Raw genomic sequence first — 18,456 nt, forward strand, 5'->3', positions numbered from 1 at the left:
CGCGCAAAGGACGCCGTCGCACTTTGAAATTTTACAGTAGGAATTTAGCCGTCACCGTCAGGCGACAGGCCCTATTTATTTTCTAAAACGTTTCAGAACGGCTATTTCTCGCAATAGTCGCCTCCGGGGTGGTGTGTTAGGACAACGACCAGTTTCCTTCAGGTCCACCCATGATTCCCGCTCAAAATTCTCCGACGGGTGAGGGAGCGCCGCCGCGCTTCCGGCTGCTCAGCGCGCTTTCCTATTGCGCGCCGCTGCTCGTCAACGGCATTGTCCTGCCGTTCTTCCCCGTCTGGCTTGCGGGCCACAGCTTCAGCGATCACGAAATCGGTGTCATCCTGGCCGTTCCTATGGTGGTGCGCGTGCTGGTAGCGCCCGTTGTCGCCATGATCGCCGACCGGATGAAGGAGCGCGCCGACGTGCTGCTCTGGTCAGGCGGCTTGTCGCTGCTGACGGCGATAGCACTCTACTGGACGACGACTTTCTGGCCTGTCTTCATCGTCTTTACGCTGCAGGGCGCCACCTTCGCGCCCTATGTGCCGGTCGTCGAATCGATCGTCATATCGGGCGTGCGCCGCTGGGGACTCGATTACGGATCGATGCGGGTCTGGGGCTCGATTGCTTTCATCGTTTCGACGCTGGTTGGCGGCGAACTCATCAACCAGTGGGGCGGGGGGATGGTGCTGCCGATCATGATGTTCGGCTTTATCATGACCGTGGTCATGGCGATCTTCTGCCCGCGCATCGGGCCGACGCGGCGGCGGGGCCAGCCGATCGATCTTCCGGCCACCACCGGCAGCGGCCTGCGTGAGCCGCACCTGCTGCTACTCTTGATTGGCGTTGCCATCCAGCAATCGAGCCATGCGGTGCTCAACGCCTTCTCCTCGATCTATTGGCATCACCTCGGCTTTTCCGGCACCGAGGTCGGCCTGCTCTGGAGCGCCGGCGTCGCTTCGGAAGTGACGGTGTTCTTCCTGTCGAAGCGCCTCAGCCGTCGCTTCGACGCCTGGACGCTGATCCGCTTCGGCTGCGCCGTCAGCGTCTGCCGCTGGATCCTGTTTCCGATGAATACGGGCTTTGCCGGTTTCTTCCTGCTGCAATGTTTCCACGGCTTCACCTACGCCTTCGTGCATACCGGCGTTCAGCGGCGGATCGTGGCGACGGTGCAGGAGACGCAGGAATCCTCGGCACAGGGCGCCTATTTCTTCTATGTCGGCATGGCGATGGCGCTGATGACCCTGGCGTCGGGTTATCTCTACGCCTGGCTCGGCGTCGTCAGCTATTACGTCATGGCCGTGGTGGCGTTCGCCGGCCTCGGCCTCGTTATCTTCGCCTATTACCTTCAGCCCCAAAGGCTAGTTTCGGGCGGAAAGACCAGGGAAGCGGCGTAACGCAGGCCGGGTTCGCGGTCGCGGGCAAGTAGTAGCGGACCATCGAGATCGACGAAATCGGCATTCTGGGCGAGCAGAACGGCGGGCGCCATGGCAAGCGAGGTGCCGACCATGCAGCCGATCATGATGCTGAATCCAAGCCGTTCGGCCTCGGCCTTCATCGACAGCGCTTCCGTCAGGCCGCCGGTCTTGTCGAGCTTGATGTTGATCGCGTCGTAGCGGTCGGCAAGGCTTGCGAGATCGCCGGTGTGGTGGACGCTCTCATCGGCGCAGACGAGGAGCGGGCGACGGATTTCGGCGAGCAGCCCATCGCGGCCGGCCGGCAGCGGCTGCTCAACGAGGGCCACACCCGCCTCGGCGGCGATATGGAGATGATGTTCCAGCACCGCTTCCGGCCAGCCTTCATTGGCGTCGAGGATGATGGCGGCATCGGGTGCGGCGGCGCGGACCGCGCGGATGCGGCTTTCATCGTCGCCGGTGCCGACCTTGACCTTGAGCAGGGCGCGGCCGGCATGTTCGCGCGCCTGTGCAGCCATCACCTCCGGCTCACCGAGCGAGATGGTGTAAGCGGTGGTGAGCGGTTGCGGAGCGGAAAGGCCGAGGCGGGCGGCGACGCTGTCTCCTGTCTGCTTCGCCTCGAGGTCCCAGAGGGCGCAGTCGACGGCGTTGCGGGCCGCTCCCGGCGGCATGGCCGACAGCAGGTCATGGCGCGAAATGCCGGCCTCGATCAGCGGTCGCGCCGCCTCGATCTGGGCGAAAACACTCTCCATGGTCTCGCCGTAGCGGCGGTAGGGCACGCATTCGCCAAGCCCCTGCGTACCCTCTTCGACAAGCGTGCAGGTGATGACCTCGGCTTCGGTCTTTGCCCCGCGCGAGATGGTGAAGGTCCCGGCAATTGGAAAGGAATTCATCTGGATATCGAGGGTGCGCGGCATTATTGCTCTCCTGCAAGCATGGAAATTGCACGGTGCTTCTGTATATTGACGCGCCGGGCGAACGATCTGCTTCGCGATTCGGCAATGTCGCTGTAAGCCTTGAAAGACACAAGTATCTTGAACGCCGAGAATCGCAACGCCGCCTCACTGCAAGTGGACGACCAGGCTGATGGCTCGGGACAGCGTGTGCGTCTTCAGGGCAATTGGCGCAGCGCCTACATCCATCTGGTGCTGCGCGATTTCGAAAAGCTCCTGCAGAAGAAGACCGGCGACCTGACGGTAGACCTTTCGGACATATCGGAGATCGACACAGCCGGCATCTGGCTGCTGTGCCGGCTGAAGAAACAAGAAGAGGCCGGCGGGAGGGCGGTTCGCTTCGAAGGCACCAACTCGCATATCGACGAAATGCTGGAGATGTTTTCCGAGGAGCCGGCAAAGCCCGAGCCGGAACAGACGGAGAAAGTCTCGCTTGCCACGCGCATCTTCGCGCCGGTCGGCAAAATGACCTACGAGGTCTGGGACAATTTCGCCGCCGCCATGTATATCCTCGGCTCAGCGGTGCGCGGCGCGCAGATGAAGTTCGGCCGCGGCAGTGGTGTTTCGCCGGCCTCGATCGTCAACCAGATCGACCATATGGGCGTTCGCGCCGTTCCGATCATCTTGCTGATGTCTTTCCTGATCGGGGCGATCATCGCCCAGCAGGGCGCCTTCCAGCTGCGCTACTTCGGTGCTGAGGTCTTCGTCGTCGATCTCGTCGGCATCCTGCAATTGCGCGAAATCGGCGTGCTTCTGACCTCGATCATGATCGCCGGCCGGTCGGGCAGCGCGATCACCGCGGAAATCGGCTCGATGAAGATGCGCGAGGAGATCGACGCGCTGAAGGTGATGGGCCTGAATCCGATCGGCGTGCTGATCTTTCCGCGGCTGGTGGCGCTGACCATTGCGCTGCCGCTTTTGACGGTGCTGGCGAATTTCGCTTCGTTGGGCGGAGCTGCCGCTGTCGCCTGGGGCTATTCCGGCATCACCTTCGCCAACTTCCTGTCGCGCCTGCACGAAGCGGTGACCCTGTCGACGGTGCTCTCAGGTATGATCAAGGCGCCGTTCATGGCGCTGGTCATCGGCATCGTCGCCGCCGTCGAGGGGCTGAAGGTCGGCGGTAGTGCGGAATCGCTCGGCCAGCATGTGACGGCCGCGGTGGTGAAGGCGATTTTCGTCGTCATCCTGATGGACGGGCTTTTTGCGATGTTCTATGCAGCGATCGACTTTTAGCATGGCGGACCGCGTGGACGAGAAACCGATCGATACGGAAGACAAGGACGAAAGGGACATCGTACTGTCGGCGCGCGACGTCACCGTCGGCTTCGGCTCCAAGGTCGTGCTCGACAATCTCAACCTCAATATCTATCGCGGCGAGATCCTCGGTTTCGTCGGCGCTTCGGGCACCGGTAAATCGGTGCTGATGCGCACGGTGCTTCGGCTGCTGCCGCGCCGCTCCGGCACGATCAAGATCCTCGGCCAGGATTTCGACGAGCTCGACGAACCGCAGCGCAACGCCCTCGACATGCGGCTCGGCGTGCTGTTCCAGCAGGGAGCACTGTTCTCGTCGCTGACGGTCAAGGAAAACATCCAGGTGCCGATGCGGGAATATCTCGACCTGCCGACCTCGCTGATGGACGAGCTGGCGCATCTGAAGATCCGCATGGTCGGGCTTGCAGCCGATGCTGCCGACAAATATCCATCCGAACTGTCCGGCGGCATGATCAAGCGCGCAGCCCTTGCCCGCGCGCTGTCACTCGATCCGGAACTCGTCTTCCTGGACGAGCCGACCTCCGGTCTCGACCCGATCGGTGCGGCCGAATTCGACGAATTGATCGCCAATCTGCGCGATAGTCTGGGACTGACCGTGTATATGGTGACGCATGACCTCGATAGCCTGTTTTCGGTCTGCGACCGTATTGCCGTGCTCGGAAAGAAACGGGTAATGGTGGAAGGTACGATCGACGACATGCTGGCCTATGACGATCCGTGGGTGCAGGCCTACTTCAAAGGTAAGCGGGCGCGGTCGATCGTGCCGCAGGACAATGGCGCGCGGCACGGCAGCAGCGGGAAGTGACCGGATAAGATGGAAACCAAAGCCAATTACACGATTGTCGGTTTTTTCACGGTGCTGGTGATCGCGGCTGCCTTCGGCTTCGTTTACTGGATGGCCGAGTATGGTCGCGGCGGCCCGATGACGGAACTGATCGTTCGGATTCCAGGATCGGCGAACGGCCTCAGCGTCGGCTCGCCGGTGCGCTTCAACGGTATCCAGATCGGCTCGGTGCAGACGCTGTCGATCGATGCCGACGATCCGCAATATTCGCTGGCCTTCACTCAGGTGCGTACCGATGCGCCGATCTACCCCTCCACCAAGGCCGCCCTTGAAATCCAGGGTTTGACCGGGGCTGCCTATATCGAACTCTCGGGCGGTCGCAAGGGCGAGGAAAGCATCCTCCAGCATGCGATCGACAATAACAAACGCGCCGTCATCGTCGCCGACCAGTCGAGTGTCACCAATCTTCTGGCGACCGCCGACAAGATCCTCGATCGTGCCAACGACGCGGTCGGCGAACTTCAGGGTTTCATCGAAGATTCGCGCGGGCCGCTGACCGAGACTTTCAAGAATGCCGAGACGTTCTCCGATGCGCTTGCCAAGAATTCCGGCAATATCGACGCCTTCCTGCAAAGCGTCGGCCAGCTCTCCGATACGGTGAAGGCGGTCTCCGGTCGTGTCGATTCGACGCTTCAAGCGGTCGAATCGCTGGTCAAGGCGGTCGATGCGCAGAAGATCGACAACATCGTCTCCAATGCCGAGAAGATTACCGCCAATGTCGCCGATGCCTCGGGCGACCTCAGGGGCACGATCCAGAAGTTCGACCAGACGGCCACAACCTTCAACGATTTCGGCAAGCAGGCACAGGCGACACTCGATCGCGTCGATACGCTCGTTGCCCAGATCGACCCGGCGAAGGTGAAGGGTTCCGTCGACGATATCGCGCAGGCGACCAAGGATGCGCGCGCTGCCGTCGCCTCGATCCGCGATGTCGCCAACACGGTTTCGGCGCGCCAGAAAGATATAGACCAGACGATCCAGGACGTGTCGCAGCTTTCCAACAAGCTGAATTCGGCCTCGACCCGCATCGACGGCATTCTCATCAAGGTCGATGCGCTGCTCGGCACCGACAATACGCAATCGCTGTTCACTGAAGCGCGCAATACGCTGGAATCCTTCAAGAAGGTCGCCGACAACCTGAATTCGCGCATTGGGCCGATTGCCGACAATCTGCAGAAATTTTCGAGCGGCGGCTTGCGCGACGTGCAGACTCTCGTCAACGACATGCGCGGAACCGTGAGCAATCTGAACGATACGATCACCAACTTCGACCGCAATCCGCAACGCCTGATCTTCGGCGGGGACACGGTGAAGCAATATGACGGCCGGACGCGGCGTTAACTGGGAAATCAGGGGTAGCCTAATATGGTCGCATCGCATCTGTTGTCGCGCCGTTCTTGGATCAGGGGAACGGTGATCGCGCTGCCGCTGACGGCGCTGATCCTTTCGGGGTGCGGCACCGCGGCCAAGAACGACACCTATGACCTGCCCGCCGCCGTCGACGGCAGCGGACCCGCCGCCAAATCCCGCCAGATCCTGATCGCCAGCCCGACGGCGCTAAGGTCGCTCGACAGCGAGCAGATCGTCATCCGTGTTTCGCCTTCGGAAATCCAGTATCTCTCAAAGGCGCAGTGGGGCGACAAGCTGCCGCGCATAGTGCAGTCGAAGCTGGTGGAAGCCTTCGAGAATTCCGGCAAGGTCGGCGGCGTCGGCATGCCGGGGCAGGGGCTGGCGATCGATTACCAGATCGTCACCGATATCCGCGCCTTCGAGATCGACGCTTCGATCGGCAACCAGGCGGTGGTCGAAATTTCCGCCAAGATACTCAATGATCGCAACGGCTCGGTGCGCGCCCAGAAGGTGTTCCGCGCCATGGTGCCGGCCGGCGGCGACAATGACGGCTTCGTCAAAGGCCTCGACCGCGCCTTCTCCACGGTTGCCTCCGAGATCGTCACCTGGACGCTGCGCTCAATCTGATCCGGTGTTTCCAGGCCGGCACCTCAATGCGTAGCCTTACCGACTTTTGAAAGATATTCGCCCTGGAGGTCGCCTTCAGATAACCGGCAGCGAAAACCTGTCGGTAGTCTCTGCCCATGCATGTCGCTATCTGAAACGCTGCACAGTTTCAGGCGACATGCATCTGCGCTTATTTCGTCGGTTGCGAATCCGTCATCGTCGCGCCCGGCTGGCTGCCCGGTGTCGTTGAAGCGGTAGCAGTCGATGACGGCGACAGGGTGCTGTCCAGCAAGCTTGCCATCTTATCGTCGCGTATGCTCGCGGTCTTTTCGCCCATGACGACGCCGACCACGCGGCGGCCATCCTTCAGCGCCGACGTCACGACATTGTAGCCCGATGCGTCGGTGTAGCCGGTCTTGATGCCGTCGACGCCGTCATAGCGATACATGAGGTTGTTGTGGCCGCGCAGCTTCATGCCGCGGAACTGGAAGCCGCGCATGGAGAAGAGCTTGAACTCCTCGGGGAAGTCCCGCATCAGCGAAACGCCGAGTGTCGCCATGTCCCGCGCCGTGGTGACCTGCTCCGGATCGGGAAGGCCCGACGGATTCTTGAAGACCGTATCCTTCATGCCGAGCTGGCGTGCCTTGTCGGTCATCGCCTTGGCGAAAACCTGTTCGGTGCCGCCAAGCTGCTCGGCGATCGCCACAGCCGCATCATTGGCGGAGAGCACGACAATTCCTTCGACCGCTTCGCGCAGCGTCACCTTGCGGCCGGCGCCGACAGCGAGCTTGAAGGGCTCCTTGCTCTCAGCATTTTCCGACATGGTGAGCTTCTGGTCCCAGTTGAGGCGTCCGTCATGCAGGGCCTCAAAGGCGAGATAGAGCGTCATCATCTTGGTCAGCGACGCCGGATAGTTCAGGTCGTCCTGGTTGGAACCTTCGAGGACCTGGCCGGACTGGACATCCACGACGAAGCTTGCCTGGCCTGCCTGAGCCAGAGTGAAAGCACCCACCAGGAAAAAGGAAGAGAGCGCGGTGGCAAGGAGCCGGGATGTCGTCTTGGTCATTAATGTTGCTGTCTCTGTCGTTTGGATGGCGGAGTGAGCCGTTCTGTTTGAATATGAGCGGATCAGAAAAGTTTGTGACGGAATGAAGGACAGCGGGCAATAAAAAAAGGATCATCCACAGCTGATTCCTTTTGTCTCGCCCTCTTCGGTTTTGACAATGATGCGTACGGCACGTAGAAAATGCACCATGAACATGAAGCGCGCGCCTTTCTCCCGTCATGACCGCACCTGCCCGCAGGTCGCGATCGTGCGCGCTTTTGGCGGACGAGGTCTTCGCGTCCTGTTGTGACGTCAGGGCGCTAGGCGTCCGGCGCGCTGCTGGACGTAAAGCCCCTCACCACGTCAATCAAGGTTGCCAGGGAGATAGGCACCGTGCTCAATATTTATCATGTCAATTCGCTCGTCCATTGGGAGGAGCGCGAGATCTATCTGCGCGATCATATGATCGGCTTCTTCTCGCAAGAGGTCCGCAGTTTTCTCAGATCCGTCAATCCGGCCTGGGATGTCAGGAGGGTCGAGGCGCCGGCGCTGATGCCGCGCTCGCTGGTTTCAAGCGCCTATTCGAACGCCGATATCTGGATCCAGGAACAGCTCTCCACCAGCGATACCGCGCTGGTGCTGAGACCGGAGACCACGCCCTCAACCTATATCTATATGCAGCATATTCTCGGCAATCATTCGAAGACACGCCTGCCGCTTTGCGTCTGGCAGGCCGGCAGATCCTATCGTCGCGAGCAGGAACAGCCGACCAAACACATGCGGCTGAAGGAATTCTGGCAGCTCGAATTCCAATGCGCCTTCACGGCCGACAGCGGCAACGACTATCACGCCGCCTGCCTCGAGCCGGTCCGCCGCATGATCGCATCGCTGATCCATCTGCCGACGCGGATCGTACCCTCCGACCGGCTGCCGGCCTATTCCGAGGTGACGATGGATATCGAGGTCGACAATGGTGACAAGTGGATGGAGGTCTGCTCGATCTCGCGACGCACGGATTTTCCGCAGCGCTACCGGTCGCAGCCCAGGAAGGGAGCGGCCGTCGAGCACGATGTTCTCGTGCTTGAGATCGCCATCGGCCTCGACCGCTGTATCTACAACTGGAACATAGCGGCCGATCGGTAGTATACGGGAAGCCGGGGCCGGCGCGGCTTGCTCCTTCTTCTCCCCAGCGGGGAGAAGGTGGCCCGCAGGGTCGGATGAGGGGGCACACGGCACGCCATTCATTGCTCTTCGCTTGCGCTCAGTGCATTCGCGGCTTTGCCGCTCACCCCCTCATCGCCTCGCTGTCGCTCCGGCACTTCTCCCCGTTGGGGAGAAGAAGGTATGCCGCGGCGTCCGTGCTCCCGAGCATGACGAAAGAGGAGTTGGCCGACTTTGTCAGCTGTCAGGCCGGAGCCGCGTGGCGGCTCCGGTTTTCACACATTAGCCTCAGCCGAGCCTGCCTGCTGCATGAGCGAGCATGGTGTAGACCTTGCCCGTATCCGAGGTGAGGTAGGACTGCGTCACCGTCCGGTTCGGGTCGGTGCGGGCGACGTCGGCGAGCAGCTTTTCGAAATCACCGATGTAGCGGTCGACGGCGGTGCGGAACTCCGGTTCGCGGTCGTATTTGCGTTTGATCTCGTCGAAGGTCTGCTGGCCCTTCAGCGTGTAGAGGCGGCGGGTGAAGACGTCGCGCTCGCCGCGCTGATAACGGCGCCAGAGATCGACTGAGGCGTCGTGGTCGATGGCGCGGGCGATATCGACCGAGAGCGAGTTCAGCGATTCGACGACGTGGCGCGGATTGCGGCTGTCGTTGCTGCGCGCGGTCGGTGCAGCAGTTTCCGCTGGGCGGGCCGGAGCGCGGGCAGCCGCCTCGTCGGCGGCCTCCTCACGCGATGCGCCGCGCAGGAGATCGCTGATCCAGCCGCCGCTTTCCGGACGAGCCGGCTCTTGGCGACCTGTTTCCGGGCGGCCTGTTTCCTGGCGCCCTGTTTCCTGTCGATTGGGGGCAGGCTGCGGCGCGGCGCGCTGGGGGGCGGCAGCCGGCGCAGACGGTGCGATCGTTCCGCGCAGACCTGTCGCTTCGATCGGCGGCGGTGCTGCCGGCTGCGGCGGCTGGGCCGCGACCGGCTGGGCAGGACGCGGGGCCGGCTGCACCTGCGCGAGTGTGCGGGCGACGGGCTCGGAGATCTCGAGCTGCTGGCTGGAGCGGCCGACGAGCTGGGAGATATCCTGCAGCGCCTTGATCTGCTCGGCGACGGCCCGGCGCATGGCCGAGGCGCTTTCCTTGGCTTCCTCGGGAAGATCGAAGGCGCCGCGCTTCAACTCGGCGCGGGTGGCGTCGAGCTCGCTGCGGATGTCGGCGGCGGAGCGGCGGATATCCTCGGTGGCGCCGGAGAAGCGGCCGACGGCATCATCGATCGCCTCGCGCAGCGCTTCGCGCATGTGCTGGGCGGCGCCGTCGGAGGCGCGGCCGGCTTCGCCGAGCATGCGCTCGACTTCAGACAGCGAGGCGGTCAGACCGCCGCGAATGCGATTGGAGAGATCGCCGGACCGGCGCTCGACATTGGCGAAGGTGCCGTCGATCGTCGTATTGGCGTCGTCGCCGGCGCGGGTGATCGCCTCGCGCATCGTCTCTGCCGCTTCCTGGGCGCGCTTCTCGGTTTCGGTGAGAATGCGGCCGATATCGGCGAAGGAGGATTGCACGCCCTGGCGCAAATTGCCGGTGACCTGGCTGGAGCGCTGCTCTGCCCGCTCGAACACGGTCTCGATCATGCTGCCGAGGCCTTGCATGGTCTTTTCGATCTCTGCGGAGCGCGAGACGAGGCCGACCGAGAGCGTCTGCAGAGCGCTCTCGCGCTCTTCGAGCGTCGAGGCGAGGTTGGACTGGGCGGCGCCGAGAAGCTGCGAGGCCTGGGTCAGAACCTTGGAGTGTTCGTCGAAGCGGCCGATGATGCCGCCGACCTGCGCCAGCGTCTGGCCCGAAATGTCGGAGAGGCGATCGACCTTGCCTTCGAGAAGCCTGGTCGAGGCGGAGACCATTTCGGCGGCCTTGGTGGCGGAGTCGGCAAAGCGCGTGGTGGTATCGCCGAGGCGGCCATCGACGCTGGTCAGCTGCTCGGCGGCGCGGTTCATCATCATCGCCATCGCCGCGCTGCTTTCCGACATGCGCTCGACGAGGCCGTTGACGTTGCCGACCAGGCTGTTCTCGATGGCGCTGACGGCATTGGCGACATTCTCGGTGCGCGCGGCAACGGCGCTGGCGAGCGCTTCGTTTTCGGCGCGCAGACGGTCGGCGCTGAGGTTGGCCGCGGCGGTGATGCGGGCGGCGGCCTGCTCGCCGGCATCGGTGTAGCGGTCGATGATCGGGCGGGCCGTCTCGTCGAGAATGCGCGTCAATTCGACCGAACGGCCTGCGAGCATCGAGTTGAGGTCGCGGGTGCGCTCCTCGAGCGTCGAGCGGATCGAGTTGCCGCGCGCTTCGAGCGCCCGGTCGATCTCGGAGAACGTCGTATCGATCTCGCGGGCACGCTCCTCAAGATTAGAGCGGATGGCGCTGCTGCGGGCTTCGAGCGCCCGGTCGACATCCGCCATGGTGGCGGAAATCTCGGTGCCGGCGCCCGACAGGGTCGAGCGGATGGCATTGCCGCGTGTCTCCAGAGACTGGCCGGCATCCGACAGTACCTTGGAGATGGCATTGACCTGCGTGCCGACGATGGTCTCGGCCTCGGCGACCTTGTTGACGATTGCGTTGCCGGCTTCCGAGAAGGTCTGGGCAACGGCAGCGGCCTGGCTTGCCAGCCGGTTCTGAGCTTCGGCGACGCGGGTGACGATCTGTGACGAGCGCTCATCCATGGTGCGGGTGAATTCGTCGCTTTTCGCATTGAGATCCTCGGCGAATTGCTGGCCAGTCTTGCCAAGCAGTTCGGTGGTTCTCGTCGCTTCGCCTTCCATTCCTTGAGCCGCGTCGGCAACCGCACTGCGCAGCGTCGAGGCGAGACCGGCGGCCTTGCCTTCGATGGTGCGGTTGACGGCCTCGAGGCCGACGGTCAACGCACGGTCCATGGTGGAGAGGCGTTCCTCGATGCGTTCGTTGCCGCGGTCGAGGGTTTCGCCGAGGCTCGCGGTGCGACCCTCGATGGCGCCTGTCAAGCTGGTGGTGCGGCTGTCCAGCGTCTCGGCCAGATTGGCGGTGCGGCTGTCGATCGCCTGAGTGAGGTTTGCAGCACTGCCTTCGAGCGTTGCCGAGATGCGCTGCGTGGCATGGTCGCTGAGCGCGCCGATACGGGAGACGCCGTCGGCAAGCACGCCGGACAGCTGGCCGCTGGCCGCTTCGACCTTTTCGGCAACGCCGCCGACGCCGTCGCGGATGCGGGTCTCGATCGCCGCAAGACCGGATTCCACGCGCGATCCGGTTTCTTCAAAACGGCCCGTCAGGCTTTCGACCGACCGATCGAGATGGGCGGAGAAATTCTGGGTGGAACTTGAAATCGCATTTGCCGCCTCCTGGAAGCGGCCGGCGATCTGGCCGGCGCCGGCATGCATGCGATCTTCCAATGTCTGGGCGCCGGCATCGATCGCCTGGCGGATCGCCGCTTCACGGTGCTCCAGCGACAATTCGAGCATGCCGACGCTTGTCGCCACCGAGGTGCCGATGCTGGTCGCCTGTTCGGCCAGCGTATCGCTGATCAGCGCATGGGCCTGGTTCAGCGATAGATCGATGGCGTTGGCGCGGTCTTCGAGCGTCGTGCGGATGCGCTCATGGGCAGAGGCGAGCCCGCCCTCGATGCGCGCTGCGGCCTCGTCGGCGAGGCCTCCGAGCCGTGTATGTGCATCGGTCAGACGGCCTTCGATGCGGCCGGTCAAGCCGCCGACGAGATCCTCGAAGCGGGCGCCGCCGGTATCGAGAACGCCTGAGAGGGCGGCGCTATGTTCGGAAAGCGCATTTTCGAGCCGCTGCTGATTGTCAGTATAGGCGGTGCGGATTGCATCGGTCTTGTCGGAGAAGGCGCCGGCGACTCGGGCTTCGGCACCGGAGACGGCCTCCATGATGGCGTTGCTGCGGGCTTCGAGCACACTGTCGAAGCGGCTCTGGTTATCGTCGAGCGAAATGGCGAGCGCCATGGTCTTTTCATCGAGCGTATCGGTGAGCCGATCGTGGGTTGCCGTTACGGCGCCGATGATCGCGGCGGTGCGGTGGCCCAAGGCTTCCTCGAGGCGAGCCTGGCCTTCGGTTAGCGAGGCGGCGAGGGCGGCGGCCTTCTGGTCGAGCACTCCGTTCAGGCCGACATGCGTGCCGGAAACCGCATTGGTGATCGCCTCGGCGCCTGTTGTCAGCGTCTCCTCGAGACGGCTCTGGCTCTCGTTCAGCGAGATGGCAAGCGCCATCGCCCGATCGTCGAGTGTCTCGGACAGGCGGTCGTGAGTGGCGGAGACCGCATTGAGTAAGGATTCCGAGCGGCTCTCCAGCGTGTCCTGCAGGCGGCTCTGGCCCTCGTTCAGGGAGGCGGCGATCGCCGTCGCCTTTTCGTCGAGCGTTTCCGAGAGACGGTCGTGCGTGCCGGACACGGCCTTGAGGAAGGCTTCAGAGCGTGCTTCCAGCGTGTCTTCGATTCGCGACTGGCTCTCATTGAGCGAGATGGCGAGCGTCATCGCCTTCTCGTCCAGCGTCTCGGACAGACGGTCATGGGTGCCGGAGACCGCATTCAGCAGCGCTGCCGAGCGGGTTTCCAGCGTGTCTTCGATACGCGTCTGGGTTTCGTTGAGCGAGATGGCGAGGGCCATCGCCTTTTCGTCCAGCGTCTCGGAGAGGCGATCATGGGTGCCGGAAACGGCGTTCAGCAGCGCTGCGGAGCGGGTTTCGAGCGTATTCTCGATACGGGCATGGCCTTCGCTCAGCGAGGTGGCAAAAGCTGCCGCCTTGCCGTCCAGAGTCTCCGAGAGACGGTCATGGGTGCCGGAGACGGCGTTCAGCAGGGCGGCGGAGCGGGTTTCGAGCGTCTCCTCGATACGGGCCTGGCTCTCGTTCAAGGACATCGCGAGCGCCATGGCCTTCTCGTCGAGCGTCTCGGCAAGACGGTCGCGCGTGCCGGATACAGTGTTCAGCAGTGCCTCGGCGCGCGTTCCAAGCGCATCCTCGATGCGGGCATGGCGCTCGTCGAGCGAGGTCGTAAGGGCCGCCGCCTTGCTGTCCAGCGTTTCCGACAGGCGATCATGCGTGCCAGACACGGCGTTGAGGAAGGCTTCGGAACGCGTCTCCAGCGTGTCCTCGATGCGGGCCTGGTTTTCGCTGAGCGAAATGGCGAGCGCCATCGCCTTCTCGTCGAGCGTCTCGGAGAGGCGATCATGGGTGCCGGAGACGGCGTTCAACAGAGCTTCGGATCGGGTCTCGAGCGTGTCCTCGATGCGGGCCTGGCTCTCGTTCAGAGAGATGGCCAGCGCCATCGCCTTTTCGTCGAGCGTCTCGGCGAGACGGTCATGGGTGCCGGAGACGGCATTGATGATGGCGTCGGAGCGGGTCGTCAGCGCTTCCTCGAAGCGGCCGTGATGGGTGGTCAGCGCCTCGAGCAATGCGCCGCCGCGCTCTGCCATGACGCTGTCGATACGGCCGTGGGCCGTGCCAAGCGCCTCGCTGATTTCGGCCGCACGGGCGGTAAGGACGCCGCTCAGCTCCTCGGCGCGACCGCCGAAGGCAGAGGTGACCTGCTCGGTGCCAGCGGCAACGGCCGTCGTCAGATCGGTGGTGGTGGTACGCAGCGTGTCGCGGAATTCGGCCGAGCGTGTCTGAAGGTTGTTCTGCAGCTCGGAGGTGCCGGTCGCAAGCGCCAGCGCGATTTCCGAGGTCGCGCTCTGCAGCGCCGAGGTCAGCTCGCCGGTGCGGCTGGTGAGTGCCGAGGTGATTTCGTCCGCCCGGTTGCCGAGCGTGCTTTCCAGCACTTCGTGGCCGGTGGCGAGCGTGGTAGCGAGCGCCAGCGACTGGTCGCTCATCGACGAACCGAGCCGGTCGATGCCGGAATTCAGAATGCCGTCGATCGAATCCGAGCCGCCGGTCAGCGTCTCGTTGATACGGGCGAGGCTCTCCATCAGCTTGGTGTCGAGCGAGCCGGTGCGTTTGTCGAAGGCGCTGGTGAATTCGGCGACGCGTTCATCGAAGGCGGTCGACAGCTGGGCGACAGTCGTCTGCAGCCGCTCCTCGAAGAAGCCGGAGCGCACGTCGAGATCCATGACGGCGTCATCGGCGGTGGTCTGCAGGCTCTGGCGGAAGCTTGCGCCCTTTTCGTCGAGCGCGCTGTTCAGCTTCGACAGCACGTCGTCGAGCGTGCCGCCGATGGTGCGTTCGCCTGACGTCAGGCTCTCATTGATCTCGCGGGTGCGCGCAATCAGGATCTCGTTGAGCTGGTGCGTGCGCTCGTTCAGCGCCGCATTCAGCTTTTCGGTGCTGCTGTCCATGGTCGAGGCGCGCGTCTCGAACTGGCTGAGCAGTCTTTCGCCATGGTCGTTGAGATTGACGGAGAGGGCTTCGAGGCGGTTGTCGAATTCGGTGGCCAGCGCAAAACCCGATGCGTTCAGTGTCTGGAGCAGGGTATCGGTCTTGGCTGCGAGCAGGCTGCCCATCGACTGAAGGGCGCTGTCCGACTTTTCCAGGATCGTGGCGGCGCGCGTATCGATCAGCGAGGCGAAGGCTTCGCCCGATGTGGCAAGCCGCACCGCGATCTCTTCGGTCGCAAGCGACAGCTCTTCCTTCAACTGGTCGTGCACGCTGCCGATCGAGGTGCGGATACGATCGGCATGGTTGACGATCGCCTCGCGCTCGGAGCCGAGTTCGTGGACGAGGCCGCGAACGCGCAACTCGTTGTCGGCATAAGAACGTTCAAGCGCATTGACTTCGGAATGGACGAGCGTTTCCAGCTCGGAGGCACGCGCGATGGTGCGCTCGATGCCTTCATTCATGGCCGAGACCTCACGGCGCACGGCCTGGCCGACGGTCATGATGCGCTCGGAGGCGATGGTTTCCGGCTCTGCCAGGCGCAATGCCACCTCTGCCATGGAGCGGGCGGCGTTGCGCATGTCCTGGGCGCGGGAGATCATGATGGCGAACGCATAGAACATCATCACGGGAATGATGATGCCGACGAGGCCGGCGATGACGCCGGGCAGGGCGACGAGATCGGCGAGCGAACGGATCTGCCAGATCTGCGGAGCATAAAGCAGCGACATCAGGCCGAGGCCGGCCATGACCCAAAGCACGGAAAACAGGGTGGCGGTGCGCACCGCGGAGCGGCTGGAGGCGCCGTCAAAGGATTTCAGGATCGAGGCGGGCGTATTGCGGCTGGCATCGTTGGCGGGCGCGAAGGCCGGACCCCTGGAAGTCTGTTCGCCGGCGGCACCGCGGCGGCTGCGGCGCTGCGCTTCTTCCTGGGCCTGCTGGTTACGCGCATTTACTGGATCAGACACATTAGCCTCCGGGGCCTGGGGCGCGTCGCCGCGGCGAGACGGTACGTTATCCTTGCTAAAGTCGATCTGGAGCGCCTCGTCCAATGCCTTGAACGCCTTGTCCTCAATCGACTCGTTATATTTGTTGTTCGCCATTCGGGTATGCCTCGTTACTGTCAGCCGGCCCAACCGCGCATCCTGGGCTTCCGCCTCACCCGGGAACAACTTTGCCGTTCCAGCCTTCCATCCCAACGAAGGACGGATAAGCATGTCATTTCAGAGTAGATAGCCGCTTTTTCAAACGGAAGGTATCAAAACACTACCATTATCCACTCGCTCGGCAAAGGCGCGCACCATAAACCCGCTCCACCAGTATCGTAGTGACACATCTGGGCTCTTCACACAATTAATGAAGGCTTGAGATTCATGGCGCGTTAACCCGTTGTTAACACCTTTGAATCCCAGGCGCGGCTTAAAAGCCAATAGTTTAGGGATATTTAACGGATGTTAACCATATGGCGAGATTTCCGCCCTGAGTGTGCCGGAATTTAACGTGATGGCCACCCTCCTGTCGCAGAACTGTTGCAACTGCGGACGACAGAGACGGGAGAATTGGCAATGGCAGCCCAGATGGCAGCATTGAACATCGTATTCGAGGCGCCGGATAATGCAAAGGGACCGTGTCCCTCCAAGGTCCGGCCGATCGATCTGGTCCATCTCGCAAAGCAGACGATGGGCGATAAGACGCTGGAACTCGAAGTCCTTCAGATGTTTGCGCGCCAAGCCCGCGCATGCCTGCAGGATATTGCCAGCGGCGAAACCATCCGTATCGGCGCAGCCGCGCATCGGCTGAAGGGCGCGGCAAGCTCGGTCGGCGCGTTCCGCGTATCGCAGACGGCGGAAGCCGTCGAGGAAAACGGCGGCGATGCCGGCGCGACGGCAGCGCTCGGTGCCGCCGTCATCGACGCCGAGAATTTCATCCTGAAGCTCTGCCGCGGCTGATCTCCAAGTTTTTATCTGACGCATGTCGTTGTCCCAAAACCGCTGCGTACTTTTGGGCGACGTGCATAGGATAGCGTTCGAACGAGGCCCGTTGTTCCATTGCGGAACCGCGGGTCTTTTTGCGACGTCCCTGATGACGCTTTGAAGACGGCGGGCGAAGGCCCGATCTGCGAGGCTGTGGCGAATTTCCCCAATATTGACTGATGCGTCGAATTGTCGGAAGAAAATCCGCCCACCCACCTGAAGACCGGAAATAGTCCTGATGCCCAAACTTACCATCGTCGCCTTCGACGGCACGCGCTTCGACCTCGACGTCGACCAAGGCTCCACCGTGATGGAGAATGCCGTGCGCAATTCGGTGCCCGGCATCGAGGCCGAATGCGGCGGCGCCTGCGCCTGCGCGACCTGTCATGTCTATGTCGACGAGGAGTGGACGGAAAAGGTCGGCCAGCCCGAAGCGATGGAAGAGGACATGCTCGACTTCGCCTTCGATGTGCGCCCGACCTCGCGGCTGTCCTGTCAGATCCGGATGAAGGCTGTCTATGACGGGCTCGTGGTGCACGTGCCGGAACGCCAGGCCTGAAGCGCGCTGCGCTTGAAACGTCGTCGAAAAATTCGATACCAAAAAAAGACGCCTCGCGCGCTAGAGCGAGCGAGGCGAGGCGGGCGCATTACCTACGGATGAGGGAGGAACATCCGCGGCTTCGGAACGCGCCAGGAGAACCCAGCGATGAAAGTGCAGATGCCGTAGCTGAACTTTCGAATGTGTTCATATTAACGCGTCCGGTTGAGTCTGCCAGGATGAAAAATGACCATTCAATCGCTGGGGAGGGTGCAAGTTTCGCACAAGTTTCGTTGCGCGGCTAAGGTTTTCCGCTCGCAACCCGACTGAAAAAGCCTTATTTTGCGCCGGCTCGGCCGTTGATTCGATTGTTCAGCAGCCTCAGCATGCGCTTCTGGAAATTGACCGCCTCGACCCGGTCGAATCGCGCCTGCTGCCGGTCGTGCTCCTCTATACCGCGAGCTGATTTGTCGGAGACGAGTTCCTGCATCGCTTCGCAGCTGCGCTGCCGCGGCAGCGCCCGGATGGCGCGCTCCATGGCGCGGGCCTGGTCGCGGGCGATCTCGGCATGGCGCTCCTCGTGGCGCTTGATATCGCTCGACAGCGCGTCCCAGATCATCGACAGCTCCTTGCTGGCGCCCTTGCGGCTGCTCCAGCGCGGCAGGATGATCTGGGTGTGGACCGTGACCTTGACGTTGCCGACGCGGCAGCGCCCGTTATTCTGAATATAGGTTGCCTCGCCGCCGAAGCGGATCTTCGTAGCGCCGGGATGGCGTGCCGAGGAACCGCTCGCCGTCGGGCCGCGCCGGCTGAGTTCGCGGTCGAGCTCATCCGCAGTTTTGCCGCGAATGTCGAAATAGGAATAGCTTTTCGATGCGATCACTTCGGCTGCCGACGGGCCGCAGAGGGAAAGAGCAATGGAAAAGGCGATAGGAACGACCATATAACGCACTGCAAGCGGCATTCTGAACGCAACCCGT

At 62.8% G+C, this 18,456-nt stretch carries 12 protein-coding genes; 8 read left to right on the forward strand and 4 right to left on the reverse strand.

The window, feature by feature from the left end; translation table 11 throughout:
• The first annotated feature begins 170 nt into the window (after positions 1–170).
• Complete coding sequence (locus B5P46_RS21415; RefSeq protein ID WP_129420459.1) at positions 171–1,391, forward strand: MFS transporter; 1,221 nt, start codon at positions 171–173, stop codon at positions 1,389–1,391.
• Here the strand turns inward: B5P46_RS21415 and dgcA are convergent.
• Positions 1,343–2,326 carry an N-acetyl-D-Glu racemase DgcA gene (gene dgcA, locus B5P46_RS21420; RefSeq protein ID WP_129420460.1) on the reverse strand — a complete coding sequence of 328 codons (984 nt, stop codon included), beginning with the start codon at positions 2,324–2,326 and terminating at the stop codon, positions 1,343–1,345. The two genes, B5P46_RS21415 and dgcA, sit on opposite strands and share 49 nt — an antisense overlap.
• 99 nt (positions 2,327–2,425) lie before the next feature.
• Here dgcA and B5P46_RS21425 point away from each other — a divergent pair, with 99 nt between their 5' ends.
• From B5P46_RS21425 to B5P46_RS21440, 4 genes are read left to right on the forward strand one after another with little or no spacing between them, the layout of a single operon-like run.
• Positions 2,426–3,595, forward strand: a complete 1,170-nt coding sequence (locus tag B5P46_RS21425) for an ABC transporter permease (protein WP_206735383.1) — start codon at positions 2,426–2,428, stop codon at positions 3,593–3,595.
• A gap of 1 nt (position 3,596) precedes the next feature.
• Positions 3,597–4,439 (forward strand): ABC transporter ATP-binding protein, encoded by an 843-nt coding sequence (locus B5P46_RS21430; RefSeq protein WP_129420462.1) that lies wholly within the window; start codon positions 3,597–3,599, stop codon positions 4,437–4,439.
• Between the two features lie 9 nt (positions 4,440–4,448).
• Positions 4,449–5,819 carry an MlaD family protein gene (locus B5P46_RS21435; protein ID WP_129420463.1) on the forward strand — a complete coding sequence of 457 codons (1,371 nt, stop codon included), beginning with the start codon at positions 4,449–4,451 and terminating at the stop codon, positions 5,817–5,819.
• Positions 5,820–5,843: 24 nt separating this feature from the next.
• Positions 5,844–6,455, forward strand: a complete 612-nt coding sequence (locus B5P46_RS21440; protein WP_129420464.1) for an ABC-type transport auxiliary lipoprotein family protein — start codon at positions 5,844–5,846, stop codon at positions 6,453–6,455.
• Between the two features lie 169 nt (positions 6,456–6,624).
• Here the strand turns inward: B5P46_RS21440 and B5P46_RS21445 are convergent, their stop codons facing one another.
• Entirely contained in the window at positions 6,625–7,500 is an 876-nt protein-coding gene (locus B5P46_RS21445; protein ID WP_129420465.1) for a D-alanyl-D-alanine carboxypeptidase family protein, read from the reverse strand.
• 372 nt (positions 7,501–7,872) lie between these two features.
• Between B5P46_RS21445 and B5P46_RS21450 the strand changes: the two genes are divergently transcribed.
• Positions 7,873–8,622, forward strand: coding sequence for an aminoacyl--tRNA ligase-related protein (locus B5P46_RS21450; RefSeq protein WP_129420466.1), 750 nt, complete (start codon positions 7,873–7,875; stop codon positions 8,620–8,622).
• 306 nt (positions 8,623–8,928) lie between these two features.
• Here the strand turns inward: B5P46_RS21450 and B5P46_RS21455 are convergent, their stop codons facing one another.
• Positions 8,929–16,068 (reverse strand): hypothetical protein, encoded by a 7,140-nt coding sequence (locus B5P46_RS21455; protein ID WP_129420467.1) that lies wholly within the window; start codon positions 16,066–16,068, stop codon positions 8,929–8,931.
• Positions 16,069–16,530: 462 nt separating this feature from the next.
• On the opposite strand from B5P46_RS21455, the gene B5P46_RS21460 reads away from it, so the two are divergent.
• Positions 16,531–16,914, forward strand: a complete 384-nt coding sequence (locus B5P46_RS21460; RefSeq protein WP_003540152.1) for an Hpt domain-containing protein — start codon at positions 16,531–16,533, stop codon at positions 16,912–16,914.
• A 262-nt stretch (positions 16,915–17,176) separates the two neighbouring features.
• A complete protein-coding gene (locus B5P46_RS21465) occupies positions 17,177–17,497 on the forward strand; it encodes a 2Fe-2S iron-sulfur cluster-binding protein (RefSeq protein WP_003540151.1) in 321 nt (106 codons plus the stop codon).
• Between the two features lie 316 nt (positions 17,498–17,813).
• Here the strand turns inward: B5P46_RS21465 and B5P46_RS21470 are convergent, their stop codons facing one another.
• A complete protein-coding gene (locus tag B5P46_RS21470) occupies positions 17,814–18,440 on the reverse strand; it encodes a DUF922 domain-containing Zn-dependent protease (protein ID WP_129420468.1) in 627 nt (208 codons plus the stop codon).
• Between the last annotated feature and the right edge of the window lie 16 nt (positions 18,441–18,456).

It is taken from the genome of Rhizobium leguminosarum (genome assembly GCF_004123835.1).
Lineage (GTDB): Bacteria > Pseudomonadota > Alphaproteobacteria > Rhizobiales > Rhizobiaceae > Rhizobium > Rhizobium leguminosarum_M.

What these genes read in the sequence shown, in the direction of transcription:
- B5P46_RS21415 (WP_129420459.1), top strand. Translation starts at nt 171, where the DNA reads ATGATTCCCGCTCAAAATTCTCCGACGGGTGAGGGAGCGCCGCCGCGC.
- dgcA (WP_129420460.1), bottom strand. Translation starts at nt 2,326, where the DNA reads ATGCCGCGCACCCTCGATATCCAGATGAATTCCTTTCCAATTGCCGGG.
- B5P46_RS21430 (WP_129420462.1), top strand. Translation starts at nt 3,597, where the DNA reads ATGGCGGACCGCGTGGACGAGAAACCGATCGATACGGAAGACAAGGAC.
- B5P46_RS21435 (WP_129420463.1), top strand. Translation starts at nt 4,449, where the DNA reads ATGGAAACCAAAGCCAATTACACGATTGTCGGTTTTTTCACGGTGCTG.
- B5P46_RS21440 (WP_129420464.1), top strand. Translation starts at nt 5,844, where the DNA reads ATGGTCGCATCGCATCTGTTGTCGCGCCGTTCTTGGATCAGGGGAACG.
- B5P46_RS21445 (WP_129420465.1), bottom strand. Translation starts at nt 7,500, where the DNA reads ATGACCAAGACGACATCCCGGCTCCTTGCCACCGCGCTCTCTTCCTTT.
- B5P46_RS21455 (WP_129420467.1), bottom strand. Translation starts at nt 16,068, where the DNA reads ATGGCGAACAACAAATATAACGAGTCGATTGAGGACAAGGCGTTCAAG.
- B5P46_RS21460 (WP_003540152.1), top strand. Translation starts at nt 16,531, where the DNA reads ATGGCAGCCCAGATGGCAGCATTGAACATCGTATTCGAGGCGCCGGAT.
- B5P46_RS21465 (WP_003540151.1), top strand. Translation starts at nt 17,177, where the DNA reads ATGCCCAAACTTACCATCGTCGCCTTCGACGGCACGCGCTTCGACCTC.
- B5P46_RS21470 (WP_129420468.1), bottom strand. Translation starts at nt 18,440, where the DNA reads ATGCCGCTTGCAGTGCGTTATATGGTCGTTCCTATCGCCTTTTCCATT.